Raw genomic sequence first — 19797 nt, forward strand, 5'->3', positions numbered from 1 at the left:
ATGCGTCCCACCCTGTAAGAGCGCCAAGCTATACGACGCGACAACCTACACACAGTTTGCCACCTGGGCGGCGGTGGACTATCTGGCACGCCATGATGCAGCGCGGGGGCGTGAAGCGGGTGAGGCGCACCGCAAGAGCGCTGGCAACGAACATGAGTCACGTGATTGCCGTGTGAAGCGCGGAACCGGTTGGGGGCACTCAGGCAAACACAAGAACTGGCGGTGTGAGCCGCTTTCTTTTGCCTACTTTTCTTTGCGGCGGCAAAGAAAAGTAGGTGCCGCCCCGCACAGGGGCGACGCTTGAAGCACGCTAACGCATCGCGGATGCCAGCGAAAAGCCACAACGTAGATGCCAGCGTAAAGGCCAGAACAGCCAACCCGCCGGAGGCAAAAAAAACTAAATCACCCGCTCCCGTAACCTGGCCGAGACCACATCAATAACAGTAACAACAACGATGACCATCAACATAACAGCCGCCGTCTGCGAATAATTAAACGACCGAATCGACTCGTAAAGCACAACCCCGATGCCTCCGGCGCCAACCATCCCAACAACCATCGCCGACCGCACATTCGATTCAAACCGATACAGCGCATAAGAGATCCACAACGGCAAAACCTGCGGCAGCACCCCATACACGATCTCATCAAGACTGGTAGCCCCCGTAGCCCGCACACCTTCAGCGGGACGCGGATCGATAGCCTCGACGGCTTCGGCGAACAGCTTCGCCAGCACCCCCGTGGTATGCACCCACAAAGCAAGCACACCAGCAAACGGCCCAAGCCCAACCGCGACAATGAACAGCATCGCGAACACCATCTCATTGATCGCGCGGCACGCATCCATCAACCGCCGAACCGGCTGCACAACCCACGCAGGCGCCATGTTATGCGCGGACATCAGCCCAAACGGAATCGCGCACACGATCGACAGCGCCGTACCCCACACCGCGACCGCGAGCGTCACGCCCATTTCGTGCAAATAGGTGCGCCATTCCGTGAAATCAGGCGGGAAGAAGTCCTTCGCGAACTGCCCCATGTTGCCCGAGTCCGTGAGCAGATCGAGCGGCCGCATGTCGGCCGCTTGCCACGACAAGCCAAGCACGCCGATCACAACGATCCAGCCAAGCAACGAAATCCAGCTCCGCTTGCCCGCCGCCGCGGCCAGCACCTCGCGCGAAGGCGTGGCCGGCGGCGTCGCGCGGTCGGCGCTCAGGTCGGCAGCGTTCATTGCTTTTGCGCATTCAGTGCGGACAGCTTCGCATCGATGGCGGCCATCTGCGTCTTGCGATCCGAATCCGACAGCGATGCGTCCGCTTCGATCTTCTGCTTCTGCTCGAACAGCTTGATCTGGCGAATCGGCTGCAACTGCGCATCCGTCGACGGCGCAAAGCCGCCATAGCTGAAGATGTTCGCCATCACGGCCTTTTCACGCGGGTCGGTCTTCGCATAGTTGTAGAAGAACTGACGCAGCTTTTCCTTCGTCGCGTCGGGCAGATCCTTGCGCCAAACGAGCGGGTCCGACGGAATCAGCGGCGATTGCCATAGCACGCGCACCTGCGCGAAGCGATCGGGGTGCTGCTTCTTCAGCGTCTCGAGCATCTCGGTGTTGTTCGTCGCGATGTCGATCTTGTTGTTCACGACGGCGAGCAGGTTCGCTTCGTGGCTCGACGGCAGCACCGTCTTGAACGACGTGCGCACGGGCGCGTTGTGCTGCGCGAACAGGTAGTAGCCGGGGACCAGCGTGCCCGACGTCGAGTTCGGATCGCCGAAGCCGAGCGTTACGTCCTTCGTGTTCCTGAACACGTCGTCGAGCGTCTTGAAGCGGCTGTTGACGTTCGTGATCAGCACCGAGTAGTAACCGGCGTCGCCATTCGCATAGGTCGTCTTGCCGAATACTTCGCCATTCGAACGATCGACGGCTTCGATCGCAGACGCATTGCCGAGATACGCAACCTGCACCTTGTTGAAGCGCATGCCTTCGATGATGCCCGCGTAGTCGGTCGCGAAGAACGCCTTGATGTTCAGCCCCGTCTGCTTGTTCATGTCATCGATCAGCGGCTGCCAGCGCTGCTTGAGCACGGCCGACGAATCGGTCGAGATAATGCCGAGATTCAGGTCTTCGGCATGGGCGGCGAAGCTCGCGAATGCCGACACGGCGGCGACGCCGGCGAGCAGTGAGCGCAGAAATTTCATGAGTTCTGTTCCAGGTGAGTGAGTCGGGTACAGCGTTTCTTTCCGAAAGGGGATCAGGCCGAGCGCGCCGTGTTGAGCGGCAGCACGCGCGCGCGAGGCGCGGCGCTACCGGCACGATCAGCGCTATCGGGCTGCTGACTGTCGTCGAGCAGTTCGCGCGCATCGTCGCCATAGAGTTTCTGCAAGAGCGCGGGCGTGAGTGCCGCAGACGGCCCGTCGTACACGACCTTGCCGCGGCGCATCGCGATCGTGCGCTGGCAGTACTGCATCGCGATATCGACCTGATGCAGCGAGACCAGCACCGTCAACCGATGCTCGATGTTCAGCGTGCGCAGCATCTCCATCACGCGGCGCGACGATTCCGGGTCGAGCGACGCAATCGGCTCGTCAGCGAGAATGATGCGTGCCTGCTGCACGAGCGCGCGCGCCAGCGCGGCGCGCTGTTGCTGACCGCCCGACAGGTTCGAGGCCCGCTCGCGCGCATGCTCGCCGATGCCGACTTCGTTCAATGCCGACATCGACAGCGCGCGTTCGTTGCGCGGAAAGCAGCCCGTGAGACGGCGCCACAGTGGCAGGCGCGCGAGCGAGCCGATCAGCACGTTCGCTTCGACCGTCAGCCGGTTCACGAGATTGAACTGCTGGAAAACGAAGCCGATGTCGCGGCGAATGCTGCGCACTTCGCGCACGATGCGGCCGTTCTGCTGGATCGGACGCCCAAGTATCGCGATCTGCGAAGGCTGCGCATCCGACACCGTGAAGCCCGCGATATGCCGCAGCAACGTCGACTTGCCCGAACCCGAGGCACCGATCAGCGCGACCATTTCGCCCTGCTCGACGCGCAGGTCGATTTCGTCGAGCGCCTTGCGGCCGTTGCCGAATGTCTTGCTCAGGCGTTCGATGCGGATTGCTTCCATGTGTGTCCTGTCGATGACTCCGGTGCATGCCGGAAGTTGTGGGACATTCTAGAAAGCGTCTGTGACGGTTGAGTGAAGGCGTCGCAACATCTAGACGACTACATCTTTCATCGATTCGCACGGCAGCGTGCGGCGCGCCGCAGTGCCGGATCGCACAATGTGTCATCGATATGACAAATGCAATGACGCAGGCCCACTGTCATCCATTGGCAAGCACGAAACGCTATAGTTTCGAAACGTCACGCGTGAGCCGTCTCCAATAACCTCACACCACAACCGGCGCAGCCCATGCAGGCTCTGAGCTTTTTGCCCGATACGTTTACGGAGTACGAAGAACTGCAGGCGATTCTCGAGGTCGGCAGCGGCAGCTTCGAGATTCATTCCGTATGCGAAACGCAGGTGCGCGGGAGGACCTTTGCCGTGCAGACGGCGAGCATCGGCTCGCGCGATCCGCGGGCGCCCGCGATCGGTTTCTTCGGCGGCATACACGGGCTCGAGCGGATCGGCACGCAGCTCGTGCTCGACTACATGCGCGCGCTGCTCGGGCGGCTCGAATGGGACGAACTGCTGGTGCGCCAGCTTCAGTCGATCCGCCTGATTTTCGTCCCGATCGTCAATCCAGGCGGAATGTGGGCCGCGACGCGCGCCAATCCGAACGGCGTCGATCTGATGCGTAACGCGCCGCAGGACGCCGAAGAGCGCGTGCCTTTGCTCGCGGGTGGACAGCGGGTCGGTTCGTGGCTGCCGTGGTATCGCGGACGGCGCGGCGCACCGATGGAAGCGGAGGCGGAGGCGCTGTTGCGCGTCGTCGCGGATGAACTGGCGGCGCGGCCGCTGTCGTTCGCGCTCGATTGCCATTCGGGCTACGGGTGGAGCGACAGCATCTGGTTCCCGTACGCGAAGACACGTCGCCCGATGCAGCATCTGCCGGAAATGTACGCGTTGAAGACGATGTTCGAGCGCGCGCATCCGCACCACGGCTACATGTTCGAGCCGCAGAGCCATCAGTATCTGCTGCACGGCGATCTGTGGGACTACGCGTACGATCGAGCGCCGCCGCCCAACATCTTTCTGCCGATGACACTCGAACTGGGCTCATGGCTATGGATCAAGAAAAACCCCCGGCAGATCTTTTCACGCCAGGGCATGTTCAACCCGCTGAAAGCGCACCGCACCGCACGCGTATTGCGGCGCCACGCGAACCTGCTCGATTTCCTGACGCGCGCCGCCTACGCGTCGCAGCGCTGGCTGCCGCAAGGCAGCCGCCGCGAGCAGTTGCTCGATAGCGCAACGGAACTCTGGTACAAGCCAGGCAAACAATGAGTACGTGGATCCTGTTGCGCGGCCTGACGCGCGAGGCACGGCACTGGGGCGCATTGCCCGACATGTTGCGCGCGGCGCTGGATGGCGCGAACCCGCACGCGTCTGCGTCTGCCGCGAACGCCGCCGCCACTCGCTTGCTGACCATCGACCTGCCCGGCAACGGCGAATATGCGAGCCTGCGCGCGCCGCTGGATGTCGCAGGGATGGTCGAGTTCGTGCGCGCGGCGGCGGGCGCCAGCGGCGCGGCGGGACCATATTGCGTGCTGGCGATGTCGCTGGGCGGCATGGTCGCGACCTGCTGGGCGCAACGTCATCCCGCCGAGATCGCGCGGCTCGTGCTGATCAACACCAGCATGCGGCCGTTCAGCCGCTTCGACGAACGGCTGCGCCCGCAGGCGTGGCCGGGGCTGGCGCGCATTGCTTCGCATTGGCGCGACGCGCGGGCCGCGGAAGAGGCGATTCATCGCCTGACCTGCAATCACCGCGACACGGTCGACGCCGACCTGAAGGAATGGATCGCGATCCGCGAGAGCGCTCCCGTCAGCCGGGCGAACGCGCTGCGTCAGTTGCTCGCGGCCGCGCGCTTCAGTGCCGGGCGGCAGCGGCCGGCGTGCGCGACGCTGGTGTTGTCGTCGCGGGAAGACGGGCTGGTCGACCCCGCGTGCTCAGTGGCGCTGGCCGCGGCATGGAGCGCCGATCACTGGCGGCACGCGTGGGCCGGCCACGATTTGCCGCACGACGATCCCGTGTGGACGGTCGAACGCATTGGCGCCTGGCTCGTGCAGCCCACCGTCGATCCCGACCTCGAAAATGAGCAAACCGATTTAACCGACGAATAATCAATAATTAAATGTCCCATTAAGCTTTCAGGTGCAATAAAAATGCGCGCCACTGATGCACTGCATTAGTGCAATGCAATATCGCCGCATTGCCTTTGGCAGTAATGCCGTGCGGGTTTTTATTTTGATCGACATGTATCGCTATTAATGGCAAATTGATGCTGCGGGCCATTAACGTGTGATAATTGATTGGGGTTCGGTGCATTTAGGTACATACTGAAATTGTAAAATAATTCCGCATCCCGCTGGAGAGTGCGGAAAAACTTGCGGATGAAGGCTGCGTGCGGCTTGCAAGGTCGTAAACGATACGTTTTTTACGCCACCGATGCGCTGTGTGTCGCCAACGCCAATCTGCCGCAAAGCCACTGTGCGCAAGGCCACTAACGGCCATTATCGAAAAATCGCTGGGGTTCCGGGGTGGATTATCCTGGCACTCAAGAATCGCGCCCGTCAAAAGAGAAACGTTTTTGAAATCTCCGGTCTTTTCTTAGTAATGTCCGCTAATCGTTTGAATTAAAAGCGATTGCAAAATCCCTCATTTTCCGAAAGCGGCGCAATGCCGCTTTGTGCGTTTCAAACGCGAAACATCAAATGTAGGTAATTACCCTCATCTTTCCATTACGCATCACGGGAAATGTGAAATTTCTTTAAATTTAAAAGCCTTACATGCATGGCATCGCCTACGCGACACGGCGGTCCGGATTGGTGCAGTCTGCCAGCCCGCCCCCCATCTCCTCCAGGAGGATTCCATGCGCAAAACTCTACTGGCGTCCGCAGCAGTCATCGCCTTGGGCTGCAGCGGTTACGCAATGGCAAACCCATGCAGTGATAGCGGTTCATCCTGCAACCAGAAGTCATACAGCGGGAGCAACACATCGACAAACTCGGAGACATCCGCTCAAACCAGCACCACGGGCAATAACGCAAATGAAATTACGACGGGTGCCAAGGTCGCGCAGGATTCGTTCAACAGCACCAAGATCGTCGCAGCGAGCCGTCTGTCCGGGTCTGTATCGGGCGTAAGCGTCTATGGCATTGGCAACCATGCCTATAACGACGGCAATGCGAACGGCGGACGCGGCGGCAATGGCGGCAAGGCCATAGCTGGCGATGGCGGCAACTCGAAGGCCTATGCCGGCGACGGCGGCAATTCCAGGGCGTCCGGCGGCAAGAGAGCCCATAGAGCCTATAGAGCCCATAGAGCCCGCATTCGCGCAAGAAGCCGAAGCGCCCGTCAAACCGTTTCCGGTGTCATATGCGGCACCGATCGCGGTTGTCGCGCGCAGAGGTGAAAATAATGAAAAGGCCGAAGCGCCGCGCGCACAGCAAGTAGAAGAACGCGCGCACGCGCAATTGATGCGGCATGAACAACTGACTCTCGATGCAACGCCGACACCGCCCCCCGTGTCGCCCGCGCACGAAGCGCCAGTTGCGAATGAGCGCGTGATCGTCAAGCCGCCGGTTTCGTATGCGAGGCCGATTGCCGTGCCAGTCTCGCAGACGGCAAAGAGCGTGCAGAACGATTCGATGGCTTCGACAAATACATCGGTGCAAACGGCCGGGCAACCGCAGATCAAGGAACGCGCCGCGCCGCCCGCGCAGGCACAGGTCAAAGCACCGCTTTCGTATGCGGCGCCCATTGTCGTGCCTCAAGCGTCGCGCAACGAGACGCCCCCCGACCGCGGTCACGAAGTCAAGGCAAGAGCGGACACAGAAGATCCGAACTGGTCATCGAAAACAACAGTCGCCATCAGCGAAGAAAAACTCGATACGATGCGCGGCGGCTTCGATGTGGCAAACGGCCTGAAGGTCTCGTTCGGCGTGTCGAGGATGGCAGTCGTGAACGGCAATCTCGTCACGCAGACCAGCTTCAATATTCCGGACCTGAGCAACATGACGACGCAGCAGGCGCAGGCACCCGCTTCGGCGAACATCGGGTCGCTGCTGCAAAACGGTGGCGGCAATGTCGCGCAGCAGGGCGCGGTGCAGGGCCTGTCGGGTGCGGTGATTCAGAACACGCTCAGCAACCAGAACATTCAGACGCTGACGACGATCAATGCATCGGTCAATTCGTTGGGGTTATTCAAGAGCATGAATCTGGGCGCGACCTTGAACAACGCATTGATGAATTCGGTCCGGCCCAGATAGAGCCTGTGAAGATCTCGCGGCTGACGGTGTCGTTGGTCGAATAGACATACGGCACGCGCACTTCGACTTCCATCCGGTTCGTAATGCCGTAACGCGCGGCAAGGCCGGCCGTCAGCAAGTTCGACTTGATCTCGCGCACGTCGATCAGGCCGATCAGCAGGGCGGGAATGATCGTGTAGCCAACCAGCGCGACACGGTCCGTCGACGAATAGCCGAACTGGAACGAAGGCTCGAGCACGAACTTGTTCTTCGGCGTGAGCACGCCGGGCTGATCGAAGATCGGCGCGACGGCGGGCGGTGCGGTGTCGGAGATGGGCGCCTGGCCGACAGGCTGGACCTGTTGCTCGCCGCCTGCGTTTTGCGCCATGTTGATCACGGGCGCAGGTGCGGCGCCCGTCGCGGCGCCGGCTGTTGCGGCGTCGGTGGCATTGGGTGCTGCGTCTGGATTGCCGCCTGCTGCCGCGTTCTGCGCAATGCCTGTAGCGGGCGCCGCGCCCGAGCCGGGTTGACCCGTGCCGCGCGTCACGTCGAGCATGCGTGAATCGAGTGCCTTGCTCAATTGCTGGAATTGCGCTTCTTCTTCCGCGATTTTGCGCTTTAGTGCATCGAGTTCCTTTATCCGATTGTTCAATTCCTGGCGAAGGGTTGCGATATTTTCTTGTGCGGTTTGATCTTGAAGTGATTGCGCATGAGCTTCAACGTAAAAGAGAAGCATCGTTGCATAACTGATCGTCCGCACATGTCGAAATGGCTCGCGCTTCATGGGTCTGTTCTCCATGTCAGGCTTGCAGCTTCTACCCCGGGACACCTCGACAACAGGCCAGCGGCATCGACACGTCGAGTCAGTCGTTGTGCTGGGCATGAAGCAACCCCTTCGTATGACCGCTTTGCGTGACTCAAGAGCGTCTCCATGCTCGCGAATGGCATCGGTATTGAAACCGTGATTCGCTATTGTTATCTATTTCCAACTTGTTTTTATGCATCCGCAATAAAGGTCTTTAAAAAAATGATCGTCTATGGCTTTATTGCGGACCATAAAAGCCTAACGCATCAGTGCTACATAAGCTAATAAGAAGAACCCTGGCCTGTGATGGTTAGCCAACAGAGTGAAGCATTATTCATGGGGCTTCGAGGTGCTTGATCCGCTGTGCGTACCTTCAATCGACACGCTTCTGTCACAGGCGCGAGCAAGCATGCGCGATGTGCGCGTGCACAATCCGTTTCGGCTCAACGGGTGCATAATGCGCTTCAGTCTATGCAATCGATTGTCGCCCGTCGCGGAGGACGTCATGCAAGCGAAGAACGAAGAAGCCGTTGCCCATCTGCTCAACGATGTCGTCGAATTCGCGCGAGGACGATTGCCCGAGCCCGCTTTCGCAGCTGTCGAGCCATTCCTGCGTCACTACTACGATTTCGCCGATGCGGACGATCTGCAAAGCCGCGGCATCGCCGATCTCTACGGCGCCGCGATGGCGCACTGGCAAACGGCGCAACGCTTCGTGCCGGGCAGCGAACGTTTGCGCGTCTACAACCCGATTCTCGAACAGCACGGCTGGCACTCGGATCACACCGTCATCGAGATCGTCAACGACGACATGCCGTTTCTGGTGGACTCGGTTTCAATGGCAGTCAACCGTCTCGGTCTGTCGCTCCACTCCGTGCTGCACCCCGTGTTTCGAATATGGCGCGGCAAGGACGGCGGCATCGAGCGCATCGCGCCCGGCGGCGCATCGAGCGACGACGGCCATTCGCAACTCGCGTCGTTCATTCATTTCGAAGTGGACCGCTGCGGCGATGCCGCGAAGCTCGATGCATTACGCAACGAGATCGCGAAGGTACTGGGCGACGTGCGCGCCGCCGTCGAAGACTGGCCGAAGATCGTCGACATAGCGCGCACGACGATTCGCGACATGGCCGCGCGCGAGACGAGCCCGGAAGGCGTCGAAGCGCGCGCCTTCGTCGAATGGATGGTCGCGGACCACTTCACGTTTCTCGGCCAGCGCGATTACGAACTCGTCACGCACGACGGCCAGTACGGTTTGCGCGGTGTACCGGGCTCGGGCTTCGGCATCTTGCGCGAAACGTTGCGGCCTCAGGGCGCGTCCGAAGTGACACCGTTGCCGGCCGCCGCCGCCGACATCATCGCGGGCGCGACGCCCATCTTCCTGACCAAGGCCAATTCGCGTGCGACCGTGCATCGGCCCGGCTATCTCGACTATGTCGGCGTGAAGCTCGTCGGGCCGGACGGCAAGATCAACGGCGAGCGGCGCTTTATCGGGCTGTATACGTCGACGGCTTATACGACGTCCGCTTCGGAGATTCCGATCGTGCGGCGCAAATGCGCGAACATCGTGCGGCGAGCGGGTTTTCTGCCGAAGGGGCATCTTGGCAAATCGCTGGTGACGGTGCTGGAAACGTATCCACGCGATGAACTCTTCCAGGCCGACGAGAACGAGCTCTACGATACGGCGATCGGCGTGCTGCGCCTGCAGGAGCATCAGCGCACGCGGATGTTCGTGCGGCGCGACCGTTTCGACCGCTTCGTATCGTGCCTCGCCTTCGTCCCGCGCGATAAATACAACACCGACTTGCGCCGGCGTATCGCCAGGCTGCTGATGAGCGCGTTCAACGGCACGAACGTCGAGTTCACGCCGCTGCTGTCCGAGTCGACACTCGCACGCATTCATTTCGTCGTGCATGCCGAGCCGGGCGCAATGACGGATGTCGATACGCGCGAACTCGAACAACGGCTCATTCAGGTGTCGCGCCGCTGGCAGGACGATCTCGCCGACGCGTTGCTCGACGCGTTCGGCGAAGAGCAGGGCAACCGCCTGCTGCAGCACTATGCGGATTCGTTCCCGGCCGGCTATCGCGACGACTATCCGGCGCGCACGGCGGTGCGCGATATCGAGCTGATCGAGCGTGTGCAGGGCACCGAGCAGATCGCGATGAACCTGTACCGGCCGATCGAAGCGGGGCCGCGCGCGTTCCGCTTCAAGGTGTATCGCGTGGGCGATCCGATCGCGCTGTCGCGCAGTCTGCCGATGCTCGAACATCTGGGTGTGCGCGTCGACGAAGAGCGGCCTTATCTGATTGAAGCGCCGGGCGCCACGCCCGCGTGGATTCACGACTTCGGCCTCGAACTGGCCGACGACACCGAGTTCGACATCGAGCGCGTGAAGGGCCTGTTCGAAGATGCGTTCGAGCGGGTCTGGACAGGCGATATCGAAGACGACAATTTCAACCGCCTCGTGCTGCGCGCGCAACTGAGCGCGCGCGAAGTGATCATCTTGCGGGCCTACGCGAAGTATCTGCGACAGGTGGGCTCGACGTTCAGCGATGCGTATATCGAGCGTGCATTGACGGGCAATCCCGCCATCGCGCGCATGCTGGTCGAACTGTTCATCGCGCGGTCCGATCCGTCGCCTGCCACGGCGCGCGAGACGCGCGTCGAGCGGCTGCTGAAGACGATCGAAGGCGCGCTCGATGAAGTGCCGAATCTCGACGAAGACCGCATCCTGCGCCAGTTCCTTGGCGTGATCAACGCGACGCAGCGGACGAACTACTATCGGCGCGACGAGAGCGGCAAGCCGAAACCCTATCTGTCGTTCAAGTTCGATCCCGCGAAAGTGCCGGGCTTGCCCGAGCCGAAGCCGATGTTCGAGATCTGGGTGTATTCGCCGCGTGTCGAAGGCGTGCATCTGCGCGGCGGGCGTGTCGCGCGCGGCGGTTTGCGCTGGTCCGACCGTCGCGAGGATTTCCGCACGGAAGTGCTCGGGCTGATGAAGGCGCAGATGGTGAAGAACGTCGTGATCGTGCCGGTGGGATCGAAGGGCGGTTTCGTCGTGAAGAATCCGCCGCCGCCGACTGATCGCGAATCCTGGATGCGCGAGGGCGTTGCCTGCTACCAGACGTTCCTGCGCGGGCTGCTCGATCTCACCGATAACCGTGTGGGCGGCCAGATCGTGCCGCCGCCTGACGTCGTGCGGCACGACCCGGATGATCCATATCTCGTCGTCGCCGCCGACAAGGGCACGGCCACGTTCTCCGATTACGCGAACGCGATCTCGCAGGAATACGGCTTCTGGCTCGACGATGCATTTGCATCGGGCGGCTCGGTCGGCTACGACCACAAGAAAATGGGCATCACCGCGCGCGGCGCGTGGGAGTCGGTGAAGCGCCACTTCCGCGAAATGGGCGTCGATACGCAAACGATGGACTTCACCGTGGTCGGCGTCGGCGACATGTCGGGCGATGTGTTCGGCAATGGCATGCTGCTGTCGCAGCATATTCGCCTGATCGCCGCGTTCGATCACCGCCATGTGTTCCTCGACCCGAACCCCGATCCCGCGACGAGCTTCGCCGAACGTCAACGGCTCTTCAATCTGGACCGTTCGAGCTGGGCCGATTACGACCCTGCGCTGATCTCGCAAGGCGGCGGCGTGTTCGCGCGCACTGCGAAGACGATTCCGCTTTCGCCTGCCGTGCAGTCGATGCTCGGCATCACGGCCGCCGCGCTCGCGCCCTCGGAACTGGTGCGCGCGATTCTTCAGGCGCCCGTCGATCTGCTCTATAACGGCGGCATCGGCACCTATGTGAAGGCGAGCCGGGAAACGCATGCGCAGGTCGGCGACAAGGCCAACGACGCGGTGCGCGTGAACGGCTGCGATCTGCGTTGCAAGGTGGTCGCGGAAGGCGGCAATCTGGGCCTCACGCAACTCGGGCGTATCGAGTTCGCGCAACGCGGCGGCCGCATGAATACCGATGCAATCGATAATTCCGCGGGCGTCGACTGCTCGGACCACGAAGTGAACATCAAGATTCTGCTTGGCCTCGTCGTCGCGGATGGCGAGATGACGGACAAGCAGCGCAATGCATTGCTCGCGGAAATGACGGAGGAAGTGGGCCTGCTCGTATTGCAGGACAACTACTATCAAACGCAGGCGTTGTCGATTGCAGGCCGCTATGCGGCCGAACTGTTCGACGCCGAAATGCGCATGATGCGTTATCTGGAACGCGCAGGCCGCTTGAATCGCGTGATCGAATTTCTCCCGTCCGAAGATGAGATCAACGAGCGTCTTGCCGCGAAGCAGGGTTTGACTTCGCCCGAGCGCGCGGTGCTGCTCGCGTACAGCAAGATGTGGCTCTACGATGCACTGCTCGAAACCGACGTGCCGGAAGATGCGCTGGTGGCGGGCATGCTGACCGAGTACTTCCCGAAGCCGCTACGCCAGCGCTTCAGCGAGCCGATGCATCATCATCCGCTGCGCCGCGAGATTCTCGCGACGCATCTGACCAATGCGCTGGTGAATCGCGTTGGCTGTGCGTTCGTACACCGGATGATGGAAGAGACCGACGGAAAGCCCGGCGACATCGTGCGCGCATGCATGATTGCGCGTGACGTGTTCGATCTCAACGACGTATGGCGCAACATCGACGCGCTCGACAATCGCGTCGCCGACGACGTGCAGGCGCGCATGTTCGTTGAGATCACGAAGCTGCTGGAGCGCGCCGCGCTGTGGTTCCTGCGGCATCTGCAGTCGGGCGAAGTGAAGGACGGCGGCGTGACGGAACTGATCGCGCGTTGCCGCGATGCCGCGCAACGGCTTGCGCCGCAATTGCCGATGCTGCTGCCCGGCGCGGAACTGGAAGCGTTGTCCGAGCGGCAGCGTGTGCTCGTCGATGCAGGCGTGGACAGCGAACTGGCGGTGCGCGTGGCAAGCGGCGACATACCTGCTGCGCTGCTCGATATCGCGGAAGTGTCTTCGACGACCGAGCGCGGGCTCGAACTCGTCGCAGGCGTGTACTTCGCCTTGGGCACGCAACTGAACTACGGCTGGATCGGCGAGCGCGCTGAGGCGCTGCCGACATCGACACATTGGGACGTGATGGCGCGGGCCGCCGCGCTCGCCGAGCTTGCGCGGCTCAAGCGCGTGCTGACGACGAGCGCGCTTACGGAAGCGCCCGAGGCGACGACTGCGGAAGGTGTTGTCGATGCGTGGCGCGCGAAACGCGAGAACGCGCTCGCGCGCTATGCGCAGCTGCTGACGGACCTGCGCGCGGCGGGGGGCGCGAGCCTGTCGATGCTGCTCGTGATCGTGCGGGAAATGGCGACGCTCGAACGCCGCTAGACAAGCACGACTGTCTTCGACACAACGCGCCGTCGTCACACAGACGACGGCGCGTTCCTCTTTGCGCGACCTGTTCGACAGCGCTTTCGCGGATTGCCGGATAATAGCCGTTATCGATCCACCGTCACCTCACCATCATGAGCGAATCCGCTGTCAGTTCCAACGTCCCCCGACTCACGAGCCTTTCGCATGGCGGCGGCTGCGGCTGCAAGATTGCGCCGGGCGTGCTGTCCGATCTTTTGACGCGCAGCATGCCGCTGCCGTCGTTTCCGGACCTGCTGGTCGGCACGGAAACTTCGGATGACGCTGCCGTGTATCGCCTGAACGACGAGCAGGCGATCATCGCGACGACCGACTTCTTCATGCCCATCGTCGACGATCCCTACGACTTCGGCCGCATCGCCGCGACCAACGCGCTCTCCGATGTCTACGCGATGGGCGGCAAGCCAATTCTCGCGCTCGCGCTGGTCGGCATGCCGATCAACGTGTTGCCGCACGACGTGATCGCGGCCGTGCTGCGCGGCGGCGAGGATGTGTGCACGCAGGCGGGCATTCCCGTCGCGGGCGGCCATTCGATCGACTCCGTCGAGCCGATCTACGGTCTTGCCGCGCTCGGCGTCGTGCATCCGAAGCGCGTGAAGCGCAATGCGTCCGCGCAAGCCGGTGATGTGCTCGTGCTCGGCAAGCCGCTCGGCGTCGGCGTGCTGTCGGCGGCGCTCAAGAAGAATCAGCTCGACGCGGCAGGCTATGCCGCGATGATCGCGGCCACCACCAAGCTCAATCGCCCGGGCACCGAACTGGCCGCACTCGATGGCGTGCACGCGATGACGGACGTGACGGGCTTCGGCCTGCTCGGTCACACGCTGGAACTCGCGCGCGGCGCACAACTGACGGCACGCGTGCGTTACGCGGATCTGCCGTGGATTGCGGGTGTCGATGCGTTCGCGGCGGCGGGCGTCATTACGGGCGCGTCGGGCCGCAACTGGGCTTCGTATGGCGAAGACATACGTCTCGGGGATTCGCTGCCCGACACGGCACGCGCGTTGCTGACCGATCCGCAGACGTCGGGCGGGCTGCTGGTGTCGTGCGCACCCGCTGCCGTCGACGACGTGCTCGCTATCTTCCGCGCGGACGGCTTCGATCGCGCGGTGGTAATCGGTGAATTGCGCGATGGCGCACCGCGCGTCGAAGTCGTCTGATTCTTTCTCACGCCAATTGCCTCACGACAACTCGAAGAGCCTATGAAAGAAGAATCACCGAAGGCCATTTTTTACGCGCTGGCAGCGAACCTCGGCATTGCGGTTTGCAAATTCGCGGCTGCTGCGTTCACGGGCTCAGGATCGATGTTCGCCGAGGCAATTCACTCGACAGCCGACTGCGGCAACCAGGTATTGCTGCTGTTCGGCCTTAAGCAGGCGCGCCGTCCCGCAAGCCTGCTGCATCCGCTCGGCGCGGGGCGCGCAATCTATTTCTATTCGCTGATCGTCGCGCTGCTGCTGTTCTTTGTTGGCGGTGTGTTTTCTGTTTATGAGGGTGTGCATCGTCTGATGGCGCATGAGCCGTTGTCGCATGCTTATATCGCGCTTGGCGTGCTGGGTGTTTCGGTGGTGCTCGAAACTTTTTCGCTGATGGGCGCGATCCGGGAAATCCGCAAGACCAATCCCGATAAGTCGATGTGGCGTTGGTTTCGCGAAACGCGCGAATCGGAATTGCTCGTCGTCACGGGCGAAGACGTGGCCGCGCTGCTCGGTCTTGCGATCGCCTTCGTCGCCGTGCTGATGACGATGATCACAGGCAATCCCGTGTTTGACGCGTGGGGTTCCGTGGGCGTCGGTGTGTTGCTGATGGTGATTGCGGTTCTGGTGGCGCGCGAAGTCAAGTCGATGATTATCGGCGAGTCCGCCAGCCCGGAAGTGCGGCGCGCAATCGAAGCGCATTTGCACACGCGCAAGGAGATACGCAGCATCATCAATCTGATTACGTTGCAGTGGGGACGTCATGTGGTCGTCGCGGTGCAGGCCGAGATGATCGACTACGACAGCGGCCGCGCGATGGTCGACGCGATCAATATCGTCGAAGCCGATTTGCAGGCGACGTTTCCGCAAGTGCGGTGGGTGTTCTTCGAGCCGGATGTGCCGAGAGTGAGAACCGAGGCGTCGCTCGATTAAGCAGATACCTGATTCATAGGCCCGCGAATGATGTGCTCGATGCAACGTTCGCGGGCCTTTTCGTTTCTGGTGCACTTTTTGTATTGCAGTTCTTTTTCGAGTTATGCGAATCAGCTATTTGAAATGACAAGTGGAATTAGCTAATGGAAAACAATTCGACGCCGCCTATACTTAGCTCCGCCCTGTTACGCGAGGGCATGCATTCCATTCCCAATCCTTTAACGAGCTTAAAGAAAGGACTTGTCATGGTAACTCGCACGGTAGGCGCATTGACGGCTCTGGCACTGGCCGCATGCACGGCAGTCTCGCCATTGGCGAATGCGCAGGACGACGGCTTTGCGCAAGGCAACGGCGAATCGCACGGCCGGCCCGTCAAGGTGATGATCATTTCGATGTTCGGACCGGAAGGGCAGGTGTGGCTCGATAAACTCGGGCCGTGGCAAGACATTCCCGTAGCGGGTCTCTCACCGGATTATCCGAATATCCATTGCAACAGGCAGGACATCTGCGTAATGACGACGGGCATGGGCCATACGAATGCCGCTGCGTCGACCATGGCGCTCGCGTTTTCGTCGCGTTTCGATTTGCGGCATACGTACTTCATGGTGGCGGGCATTGCGGGCATCGATCCGATTCAAGGAACGGTCGGCTCCGCTGCGTGGGCCAAGTACCTTGTCGACTTCGGCATTCAATGGGAAATCGACGGACGCGAAATTCCGCCGGGCTGGAACACTGGCTATCTCGGCATCAATACGAAAAGCCCTTCGGAGAAGCCGCCACTCGATTACCGCACGGAAGTGTTCCAGCTGAATACACGCCTTGCCGATACGGCTTTTGCGTTGTCGCGCAACGTCGTGCTGTCCGACAACGCGCAGGCGCAAGCGGCGCGCGCCAAATACAGCTATGCGCCCGCCAATCGTGCGCCTACTGTCATTCAGTGCGACACGCTAGCTGGCGATACGTGGTGGTCCGGTACGAAGCTGGGCGAACGCGCGCGCGACTGGACGAAGATTCTCACGGACGGCAAGGGCGTCTATTGCACGACGCAACAGGAAGACAACTCGACCTATGAAGCGTTGAAGCGCGCGGCAAGCGTGCATCGCGTCGATTTGAATCGCGTTGCGGTATTGCGCGCGGGTTCGGATTTCGATCGTCCTTATGACGGACAGACGAGCGCCGACAACCTGCTCAATTACGCCGCGCAAGGCGGCTTCACTATCGCGCTGGAGAACCTGTACCGTGCGGGCAATCCACTCGTTCAGGACATCGTGTCGCATTGGGGCGAATGGCGCAACGGTGTGCCGCAACGCTGATGGCGTAGCGAAGAACGTTAAATCAGCACCAATGCAAAGCGCTCAATCGCTTTCATGCGATTGAGCGCAGTACACACACTTCGCTATCTTCCAACGCGCGCTTAGTGCGAGCGATAGGGCGTCCAGACGGGAATGTCCGCCGCCCAGTCATCGAGTTCCGATGGGCTCATGTTCGACTCCTGCGACTAAAAATAGAATGACGATTACTGGCCGCGAGCGACGCGCACGCTACCGTCGCTTTGCGCTTCGAGGCGCGCAGCTTGCGTGCGGCCAATCAGGCCTTGTTCCGGATACGAGGTCTTGTTCAGCGAAGGCAGCGTGCCGTCGCGATACGCGTCGGTCACTTCCGCGCGCACTTCTGCGCGAGACTTCGGTGCCGATGCGTCAGCCGAGTGTTGCCACCATTGATCGTTGTACGACCCTGCGCGGCCGATGCCACCGCCGCCGCCGGCAAATGCCGGTGCGCTGACGAGCAGCGAGAGAGCAAGACCTGCCAGCAGATTGCGCTTCATGATTCATTCACTCCTATCGTTTGCTTCGCCGTCGTGGTCCGGCGTTGCGACAGAGTGAAATGTAGGCTTTGACGCGCGGGCGATAAACCCGGCTTTCATGAAATGAATTGTCGCAATTTCAGAACAATCGCGGCGCGATGCCGCGATCGTCCCTTAAACAAAGGCCTGGCAGCCTATGCGACCCACTCCGACATCACAGGCGTTTTGAATTCCGGCGCCGTTTCTTTCTGCTCGAACGTGCGTTGCGTGCAGGTCTTGTCGAGGCTTGCGCGGCCGCTCAGCAGCGGGCAGCGATCGAAAATCTCCGCAATCCAGTCGACGAATACGCGCACTTTCGACGACAGATGCCGGCTATGCGGATACACCGCGGAGATCGGCATGGGCAGCGGTTTCATCTCGGGCAGCACTTCGACGAGCTGGCCCGAGCGCAGATGCGGCAGCACCATGAAGAGCGGCGGCTGGATCAGGCCAAAGCCTTCGAGGCCGCACGTCACGTATGCATCCGCGTCGTTGACGGACACCACGCTCTTCATTTTCACCTCGACTTCCTTGCCGTCGACGAGAAACGACCAATCCATGACGCGGCCCGTACGGCTTGAAAAATAATTCACCGCCTTGTGCTGGTCGAGATCGTCGAGCGTCTGAGGAATGCCCGCGCGCTCCAGATAGGCGGGTGCGGCGCACGACACGCCTTCGAATAACCCTATTCTGCGTGCGACCAATGACGAATCCTGCAGCGCGCCGACCCGCACCACGCAATCCACGCCTTCCTGCAGAAGATCGACCGGGCGATCGGACAAGCCGAGTTGCAGATCGATATCCGGGTACTTCGTGTGGAATTCGCACAGCGCGGGAATCACGAGCAGTCTGCCGATCGATCCCGGCATGTCGACGCGCAACTTCCCGTTCGGCTTCTTGTTGCCGCTCTGGAAACTCTGTTCCGTCTCTTCGACGTCCGCGAGAATGCGCACGCAACGCTCGTAGTACGCGGCGCCGTCCGGCGTCAGCGACAGACGGCGTGTCGTGCGATGCAAAAGGCGCGTGCCGAGAAACGCTTCGAGATTCTGAATGATCGTCGTGACGGAAGCGCGGGGTAGATCGAGCGTTTCCGCAGCCCGGGTGAAGCTATTGGTGTCGACGACCCGGGTGAACACTTGCATGGCCTGGAGTCGGTCCATTGCAAACCTCCGAAAGAGCCGGAGCACTGGTGAAGCAGTCGCATCAGCCATTTAACGATTGGCTAATGCGCCGAATAAAGTCATTCGATTGTTCAGGTGCACCGAATTGTGTTGCCGGATTATAGGCATTTATTTGGAAGTCTGCTGGTCCCACAATTCGCACCATTCGATAGCTTCGCGCATTGCGCTGTTCCGACATGGATGCATTCAACCCGCGTCACACCTTTGTCCCGTCTGGCGCGAGCCTCGGCGAAAACGCCGCGTTACTCGACGTCACCGACGTGCGGATCGAAGGGTACGCACAGGACATCACATTGCGCCTTTACCGGCGAGCCGCCGCGAAAAGCGGTCTGCCGATCCTGCTCTATTTTCACGGCGGCGGTTTCGTGCGCGGCTCCATTGACGAAGCCGACTACGCCGCGCGCTATTTCGCCCAGCACACGCCGGCCCTCGTCGTTTCCGTCGGCTATTCGCTCGCGCCGCAGTTTCCGTTTCCTGCTGCGCCCGAAGATGCACACCGCGCCGCGCTGTGGGTGCAGACACGCGCACGGGCGTTCGGCGGCAACACGAAGAAAATCGGTGTAGCGGGCCACGATGCGGGTGGCTCGCTCGCCAATTGCCTTGCGTTCATCGGCCGCGATCGCGGGGATGTGCGGATCGATGCGCAGGCTTTGTTCGGACCGATGCTCGATCCGAGCCTCACGCGTCTCGGTGACGAGAAGCGCCTGAGCTCGGACATCACGGCGAGCGAATGCGCGGCCTGTTATCGCGCGTATCTGCCGCAGGCAGCGCAACGCATCCACCCGTATGCGGCGCCACTCGAGTCGGTGCGGCTTGCCGGCTTGCCCGCGACGCTGATTGCCACCGCGCAAAACGACGTGCTGCACGTCGAAGCGGAGAAGTACGCCAGCAATCTTATCGATGCGGGCGTGCAGACGCAGGTGGTCCGTTACCCAAGCGTATCGCACGCGGCGCTGGCCAATCATCCGGCGGCGTTGCTCGAGGCGGTTCGATTCTTCCAGTGGCGCTTCGATGAGCGCGCACTCCGATAAACAAACTTCTATTAACTAAATCC

At 61.3% G+C, this 19797-nt stretch carries 15 protein-coding genes; 9 read left to right on the forward strand and 6 right to left on the reverse strand.

Features of this window, described 5'->3' with window-relative positions:
* Window positions 1-397: 397 nt before the first annotated feature.
* The 3 genes from phnE to phnC are packed head-to-tail and all read right to left on the reverse strand — an operon-like array spanning window position 398 to window position 3110.
* On the reverse strand, window positions 398-1231 hold the full coding sequence (phnE, locus tag H1204_RS17830) for a phosphonate ABC transporter, permease protein PhnE (RefSeq protein ID WP_180732063.1): 834 nt from the start codon (window positions 1229-1231) through the stop codon (window positions 398-400).
* Complete coding sequence (phnD, locus tag H1204_RS17835; protein WP_180732064.1) at window positions 1228-2196, reverse strand: phosphonate ABC transporter substrate-binding protein; 969 nt, start codon at window positions 2194-2196, stop codon at window positions 1228-1230. Before phnD ends, phnE begins: the two co-directional genes overlap by 4 nt.
* A gap of 53 nt (window positions 2197-2249) precedes the next feature.
* The gene (gene phnC, locus H1204_RS17840) at window positions 2250-3110 is read right to left on the reverse strand and encodes a phosphonate ABC transporter ATP-binding protein (RefSeq protein ID WP_180732065.1); all 861 of its coding nucleotides are present in this window, start codon (window positions 3108-3110) and stop codon (window positions 2250-2252) included.
* Window positions 3111-3398: 288 nt separating this feature from the next.
* On the opposite strand from phnC, the gene H1204_RS17845 reads away from it, so the two are divergent.
* The 4 genes from H1204_RS17845 to H1204_RS17860 all read left to right on the forward strand — a co-directional run bounded on the left by H1204_RS17845 (window position 3399) and on the right by H1204_RS17860 (window position 7420).
* Window positions 3399-4433 carry a M14 family zinc carboxypeptidase gene (locus H1204_RS17845; protein WP_180732066.1) on the forward strand — a complete coding sequence of 345 codons (1035 nt, stop codon included), beginning with the start codon at window positions 3399-3401 and terminating at the stop codon, window positions 4431-4433.
* Complete coding sequence (locus H1204_RS17850) at window positions 4430-5272, forward strand: alpha/beta hydrolase (RefSeq protein ID WP_180732067.1); 843 nt, start codon at window positions 4430-4432, stop codon at window positions 5270-5272. Before H1204_RS17845 ends, H1204_RS17850 begins: the two co-directional genes overlap by 4 nt.
* Window positions 5273-6021: 749 nt before the next feature.
* A complete protein-coding gene (locus H1204_RS17855) occupies window positions 6022-6564 on the forward strand; it encodes a hypothetical protein (RefSeq protein WP_243468706.1) in 543 nt (180 codons plus the stop codon).
* Window positions 6565-6628: 64 nt separating this feature from the next.
* Window positions 6629-7420 carry a hypothetical protein gene (locus H1204_RS17860; RefSeq protein ID WP_243468707.1) on the forward strand — a complete coding sequence of 264 codons (792 nt, stop codon included), beginning with the start codon at window positions 6629-6631 and terminating at the stop codon, window positions 7418-7420.
* Here the strand turns inward: H1204_RS17860 and H1204_RS17865 are convergent.
* The gene (locus tag H1204_RS17865; protein WP_243468708.1) at window positions 7356-8051 is read right to left on the reverse strand and encodes a hypothetical protein; all 696 of its coding nucleotides are present in this window, start codon (window positions 8049-8051) and stop codon (window positions 7356-7358) included. The two genes, H1204_RS17860 and H1204_RS17865, sit on opposite strands and share 65 nt — an antisense overlap.
* 658 nt (window positions 8052-8709) lie before the next feature.
* Here H1204_RS17865 and H1204_RS17870 point away from each other — a divergent pair.
* The 4 genes from H1204_RS17870 (at window position 8710) to H1204_RS17885 (ending at window position 17032) form a co-directional block, all read left to right on the forward strand.
* Complete coding sequence (locus H1204_RS17870) at window positions 8710-13551, forward strand: NAD-glutamate dehydrogenase (RefSeq protein WP_180732068.1); 4842 nt, start codon at window positions 8710-8712, stop codon at window positions 13549-13551.
* 137 nt (window positions 13552-13688) lie between these two features.
* The gene (gene selD / locus H1204_RS17875; RefSeq protein ID WP_180732069.1) at window positions 13689-14750 is read left to right on the forward strand and encodes a selenide, water dikinase SelD; all 1062 of its coding nucleotides are present in this window, start codon (window positions 13689-13691) and stop codon (window positions 14748-14750) included.
* Between the two features lie 42 nt (window positions 14751-14792).
* A complete protein-coding gene (locus H1204_RS17880) occupies window positions 14793-15719 on the forward strand; it encodes a cation diffusion facilitator family transporter (protein ID WP_180732070.1) in 927 nt (308 codons plus the stop codon).
* Window positions 15720-15964: 245 nt separating this feature from the next.
* A complete protein-coding gene (locus H1204_RS17885; protein WP_180732071.1) occupies window positions 15965-17032 on the forward strand; it encodes a purine nucleoside permease in 1068 nt (355 codons plus the stop codon).
* A 203-nt stretch (window positions 17033-17235) separates the two neighbouring features.
* Here H1204_RS17885 and H1204_RS17890 read toward each other — a convergent pair whose 3' ends face one another.
* Together H1204_RS17890 and H1204_RS17895 are read right to left on the reverse strand one after the other, a co-directional pair.
* Window positions 17236-17544: a DUF4148 domain-containing protein gene (locus tag H1204_RS17890; RefSeq protein ID WP_180732072.1), complete on the reverse strand. Its 309-nt coding sequence runs from the start codon at window positions 17542-17544 to the stop codon at window positions 17236-17238.
* Window positions 17545-17717: 173 nt separating this feature from the next.
* Window positions 17718-18722, reverse strand: a complete 1005-nt coding sequence (locus tag H1204_RS17895; protein ID WP_180732073.1) for a LysR family transcriptional regulator — start codon at window positions 18720-18722, stop codon at window positions 17718-17720.
* Between the two features lie 197 nt (window positions 18723-18919).
* On the opposite strand from H1204_RS17895, the gene H1204_RS17900 reads away from it, so the two are divergent.
* Window positions 18920-19774 (forward strand): alpha/beta hydrolase, encoded by an 855-nt coding sequence (locus tag H1204_RS17900; RefSeq protein ID WP_180732074.1) that lies wholly within the window; start codon window positions 18920-18922, stop codon window positions 19772-19774.
* Window positions 19775-19797: the final 23 nt, after the last annotated feature.

The sequence above is a fragment of the Paraburkholderia sp. PGU19 genome, assembly GCF_013426915.1.
Taxonomy (GTDB): Bacteria; Pseudomonadota; Gammaproteobacteria; order Burkholderiales; family Burkholderiaceae; genus Paraburkholderia.

What these genes read in the sequence shown, in the direction of transcription:
- H1204_RS17900 (WP_180732074.1), top strand. Translation starts at nt 18,920, where the DNA reads ATGGATGCATTCAACCCGCGTCACACCTTTGTCCCGTCTGGCGCGAGC.
- selD (WP_180732069.1), top strand. Translation starts at nt 13,689, where the DNA reads ATGAGCGAATCCGCTGTCAGTTCCAACGTCCCCCGACTCACGAGCCTT.
- phnE (WP_180732063.1), bottom strand. Translation starts at nt 1,231, where the DNA reads ATGAACGCTGCCGACCTGAGCGCCGACCGCGCGACGCCGCCGGCCACG.
- H1204_RS17885 (WP_180732071.1), top strand. Translation starts at nt 15,965, where the DNA reads ATGGTAACTCGCACGGTAGGCGCATTGACGGCTCTGGCACTGGCCGCA.
- H1204_RS17855 (WP_243468706.1), top strand. Translation starts at nt 6,022, where the DNA reads ATGCGCAAAACTCTACTGGCGTCCGCAGCAGTCATCGCCTTGGGCTGC.
- H1204_RS17845 (WP_180732066.1), top strand. Translation starts at nt 3,399, where the DNA reads ATGCAGGCTCTGAGCTTTTTGCCCGATACGTTTACGGAGTACGAAGAA.
- phnC (WP_180732065.1), bottom strand. Translation starts at nt 3,110, where the DNA reads ATGGAAGCAATCCGCATCGAACGCCTGAGCAAGACATTCGGCAACGGC.
- H1204_RS17890 (WP_180732072.1), bottom strand. Translation starts at nt 17,544, where the DNA reads ATGAAGCGCAATCTGCTGGCAGGTCTTGCTCTCTCGCTGCTCGTCAGC.
- H1204_RS17870 (WP_180732068.1), top strand. Translation starts at nt 8,710, where the DNA reads ATGCAAGCGAAGAACGAAGAAGCCGTTGCCCATCTGCTCAACGATGTC.
- phnD (WP_180732064.1), bottom strand. Translation starts at nt 2,196, where the DNA reads ATGAAATTTCTGCGCTCACTGCTCGCCGGCGTCGCCGCCGTGTCGGCA.
- H1204_RS17895 (WP_180732073.1), bottom strand. Translation starts at nt 18,722, where the DNA reads ATGGACCGACTCCAGGCCATGCAAGTGTTCACCCGGGTCGTCGACACC.
- H1204_RS17850 (WP_180732067.1), top strand. Translation starts at nt 4,430, where the DNA reads ATGAGTACGTGGATCCTGTTGCGCGGCCTGACGCGCGAGGCACGGCAC.
- H1204_RS17860 (WP_243468707.1), top strand. Translation starts at nt 6,629, where the DNA reads ATGCGGCATGAACAACTGACTCTCGATGCAACGCCGACACCGCCCCCC.
- H1204_RS17880 (WP_180732070.1), top strand. Translation starts at nt 14,793, where the DNA reads ATGAAAGAAGAATCACCGAAGGCCATTTTTTACGCGCTGGCAGCGAAC.